This window comes from Bacillus sp. LR_5, from assembly GCF_042709275.1.
Genome location: NZ_JAVAXX010000408.1, coordinates 1 through 4,158, shown reverse-complemented (window position 1 = coordinate 4,158; position 4,158 = coordinate 1). Strand labels below are relative to the sequence as shown.

At 44.4% G+C, this 4,158-nt stretch carries 3 protein-coding genes and 1 pseudogene; all 4 read left to right on the top strand.

Annotated elements, in window-relative coordinates; genetic code table 11:
- A partial coding sequence (gene lepA, locus RAC86_RS35920; RefSeq protein ID WP_377886711.1) for a translation elongation factor 4 occupies window positions 1-1,663 on the top strand: 1,663 nt, incomplete at its 5' end.
- A gap of 52 nt (window positions 1,664-1,715) precedes the next feature.
- The gene (hemW, locus tag RAC86_RS35915; protein WP_377886710.1) at window positions 1,716-2,855 is read left to right on the top strand and encodes a radical SAM family heme chaperone HemW; all 1,140 of its coding nucleotides are present in this window, start codon (window positions 1,716-1,718) and stop codon (window positions 2,853-2,855) included.
- 80 nt (window positions 2,856-2,935) lie between these two features.
- Window positions 2,936-3,967 carry a heat-inducible transcriptional repressor HrcA gene (gene hrcA, locus RAC86_RS35910; protein ID WP_003246126.1) on the top strand — a complete coding sequence of 344 codons (1,032 nt, stop codon included), beginning with the start codon at window positions 2,936-2,938 and terminating at the stop codon, window positions 3,965-3,967.
- A 71-nt stretch (window positions 3,968-4,038) separates the two neighbouring features.
- Window positions 4,039-4,158: pseudogene (locus RAC86_RS35905) on the top strand (nucleotide exchange factor GrpE); the annotation flags it as partial.

Genomic DNA, 4,158 nt, shown 5'->3' with positions numbered 1-4,158 from the left:
GCGGGGCATAACCATTAAATTAAACTCTGTTCAGCTTAAATATAAAGCAAAAGACGGAGAAGAATATATCTTTCATCTAATCGATACGCCGGGACACGTCGACTTCACGTATGAAGTATCCCGAAGCCTTGCTGCCTGCGAGGGAGCGATTCTTGTCGTGGATGCAGCCCAGGGGATTGAAGCGCAGACGCTCGCCAATGTCTACTTAGCGCTTGACAACGATCTTGAAATCCTTCCGGTCATCAATAAAATCGACCTTCCGAGCGCCGAGCCCGAACGTGTGCGCCAAGAGGTAGAAGACGTTATCGGCCTTGACGCATCAGAAGCCGTGCTTGCTTCAGCAAAAGCCGGTATCGGGATTGAGGAGATTTTAGAACAAATCGTAGAAAAGGTGCCAGCTCCGACCGGAGATCCGGAGGCGCCGCTCAAAGCGCTGATCTTCGACTCGCTTTATGACGCCTACCGCGGTGTCGTGGCTTATATCAGAGTCGTTGAAGGAACGGTAAAGCCGGGACAAAAAATCAAAATGATGGCAACCGGGAAAGAATTCGAAGTAACAGAGGTGGGCGTGTTCACGCCGAAAGCAACTCCGACAAATGAACTGACGGTCGGTGATGTAGGCTTCCTGACTGCCTCAATCAAAAATGTCGGTGACACACGTGTCGGTGATACAATAACGAGCGCTGCCAATCCTGCAGAAGAAGCGCTGCCGGGATACCGCAAGCTAAACCCGATGGTGTACTGTGGTTTGTATCCGATTGATACAGCGAAGTATAATGATTTAAGGGAAGCTCTTGAAAAGCTTGAGCTGAATGATTCCTCCCTTCAATATGAAGCGGAAACTTCGCAAGCGCTTGGATTCGGGTTCCGCTGCGGATTTTTAGGCATGCTTCACATGGAGATCATTCAGGAGCGAATTGAGCGTGAGTTCAACATCGACCTGATTACGACAGCGCCAAGCGTTATCTATGACGTGTATATGACAGACGGCGAAAAGGTCGTTGTCGACAACCCGTCCAACATGCCGGATCCTCAAAAGATCGAAAGGGTTGAGGAGCCATACGTAAAAGCGACGATGATGGTGCCGAATGACTATGTCGGCGCTGTAATGGAGCTTTGCCAAGGAAAACGCGGCAATTTCATTGATATGCAGTATTTAGACGCAAACCGTGTCAGCATCATTTATGATATGCCATTAGCGGAAATCGTATATGAGTTTTTTGATCAGCTGAAATCAAGCACTAAAGGCTATGCGTCCTTTGATTATGAACTGATCGGCTACAAACCGTCCAAGCTTGTGAAAATGGACATTATGCTGAATGGTGAAAAAATCGATGCCCTTTCCTTTATCGTGCATCGTGATTACGCATATGAACGGGGAAAAGTGATCGTTGAAAAACTGAAAGAACTCATTCCGCGCCAGCAGTTTGAAGTTCCGGTACAAGCCGCAATCGGCCAGAAAATCGTGGCCCGCTCCACCATAAAAGCAATGCGTAAAAACGTATTGGCTAAATGTTACGGAGGGGACATCTCGCGTAAACGGAAACTTCTTGAAAAACAAAAAGAAGGAAAACGCCGTATGAAGCAGGTCGGCTCAGTTGAAGTGCCGCAAGAAGCATTTATGGCAGTTCTGAAAATGGACGACAGTCCGAAAAAACAATAGAAGCCGCCGCAGTCTTGTACTGCGGCTTCTTTCTGTAAAGAAGGTGAATCCGTTGAAATCAGCTTATATCCATATCCCATTTTGTGAGCATATTTGCCACTACTGCGATTTCAATAAATATTTTATTCAAAGTCAGCCAGTCGACGAGTATTTAAACGCACTCGAACAGGAAATGATAAATACAATAGCAAAAACCGGGCAGCCTGATCTTAAAACAATCTTTATCGGAGGAGGCACGCCGACCTCCCTGTCTGAGGAACAGCTTAAAAAGCTGATGGATATGATCAACCGCGTGGTAAAGCCCTCAAGCGACTTATCGGAATTTGCGGTTGAAGCGAATCCTGACGATTTGTCCGCAGAGAAATTAAAAATATTAAAAGAAGCAGGCGTAAATCGCCTCAGCTTTGGTGTGCAAACGTTCGAAGACGATCTGTTAGAAAAAATCGGCCGAGTGCACAAGCAAAAAGATGTATTCACCTCTTTTGAAAGAGCGCGGGCAATCGGTTTTGAGAATATCAGTCTTGATCTCATGTTCGGGCTTCCGGGGCAAACCCTCAAGCATCTGGAACATTCCATAAACACTGCTTTATCACTGGATGCCGAGCATTATTCCGTTTACTCCCTTATTGTAGAACCGAAAACGGTATTTTATAATTTGATGCAAAAAGGGCGGCTTCATCTTCCGCCGCAGGAGCAGGAAGCTGAAATGTATGAAATGGTGATGAGCCAGATGGAAGCTCACGGCATTCATCAATATGAAATCAGCAACTTTGCTAAGGCAGGCATGGAATCTAAGCACAATCTAACGTATTGGAGCAACGAACAATATTTCGGTTTCGGAGCCGGCGCTCACGGATATATCGGCGGCACACGAACAGTGAACGTCGGACCTGTTAAGCATTACATTGACCTGATAGCTGAAAAGGGTTTTCCGTACAGAGATACACATGAAGTGACAACAGAAGAACAGATTGAGGAAGAAATGTTTTTAGGTTTGAGAAAAACAGCCGGTGTCAGCAAAAAACGATTCGCAGAAAAATACGGCCGTTCCCTGGATGGACTTTTCCCAAGCGTGTTAAAAGACCTCGCTGAAAAAGGGCTGATTCACAATTCAGAGTCTGCCGTTTATTTGACTCATCAAGGGAAATTATTAGGCAATGAAGTTTTTGGCGCTTTTTTGGGTGAGTTATAATTGACATTTTTCTTGTGGTTTGATACTTTTGTTATAGAATTAGCACTCGCTTATTGAGAGTGCTAACAGAGGTGATGATGATGTTAACAAATCGTCAGCTGCTGATCCTTCAGGTTATAATCAACGATTTTATTAAATCGGCACAGCCGGTGGGATCAAGAACTCTTTCGAAAAAAGATGAAATCACATTTAGCTCTGCAACAATAAGAAACGAGATGGCTGACTTGGAGGAATTGGGCTTTATTGAAAAAACCCATTCATCCTCAGGACGTGTTCCGTCAGAAAAAGGGTATCGGTACTATGTTGACCATTTGCTGTCACCCGTCAAATTGACGAAAAGCGACCTGGACCAAATCCACTCGATCTTCAAAGAGAAAATTTTCGAGCTGGAGAAGACAGTTCAAAAATCAGCGCAAATTTTGTCCGATCTGACGAATTACACATCTATCGTACTCGGGCCGAAGCTGAGTGAGAATTACCTTAAACAGATTCAAATCATTCCGATTCAGCCTGATATGGCGGTAGCGATTCTCGTTACCAATACGGGGCATGTGGAAAACAAAACGATTAACTTTCCGACCAAAATGGATCTGTCTGATATTGAAAAACTGGTAAATATACTGAACGACCGTTTAAGCGGCGTTCCAATGGATGAACTGAATGAGCGCATATTTAAAGAAGTTGTCATGTACCTAAGACAGCACATTAAGAACTATGACAATATACTCGACGCGCTTCGTTCAACCTTTCATTCCACAAATCATGTTGAAAAGTTGTTTTTTGGCGGGAAAATCAATATGCTGAACCAGCCTGAGTTCCATGATATCACCCGAGTTCGGTCGCTCCTTTCATTAATTGAGAAGGAACAGGATGTTTTAAAGCTGGTTCAATCCCCGCACACGGGAATTTCGATTAAAATCGGAAAAGAAAACGACTATGAAGAGATGGAAAATTGCAGTCTGATTACGGCTTCTTATTCCGTAGACCAGAAGCAGATCGGCTCAATTGCGATTATCGGCCCGACCCGCATGAATTATTCCAGGGTTGTCAGCCTGCTTCAGCATGTGACTTCGGACTTGTCAAAAGCATTAACAAGTCTGTATGATGAATAAGGGAATTTTGGCAAAATTTATCGAAGGGCAGCACCTGTCCTTCTCCTTACACTTTGAGGGAGGTGAACACAATGTCAGAAGAAAAACAAACCGTTGAACAAAACGAAACAGAAGAGCAAGAAATCATTGAAGAACAAGCTGCCGCTGATGAACAGCAGGAAGAAACAAATGAAAGCGAACTTCTTCAAAAC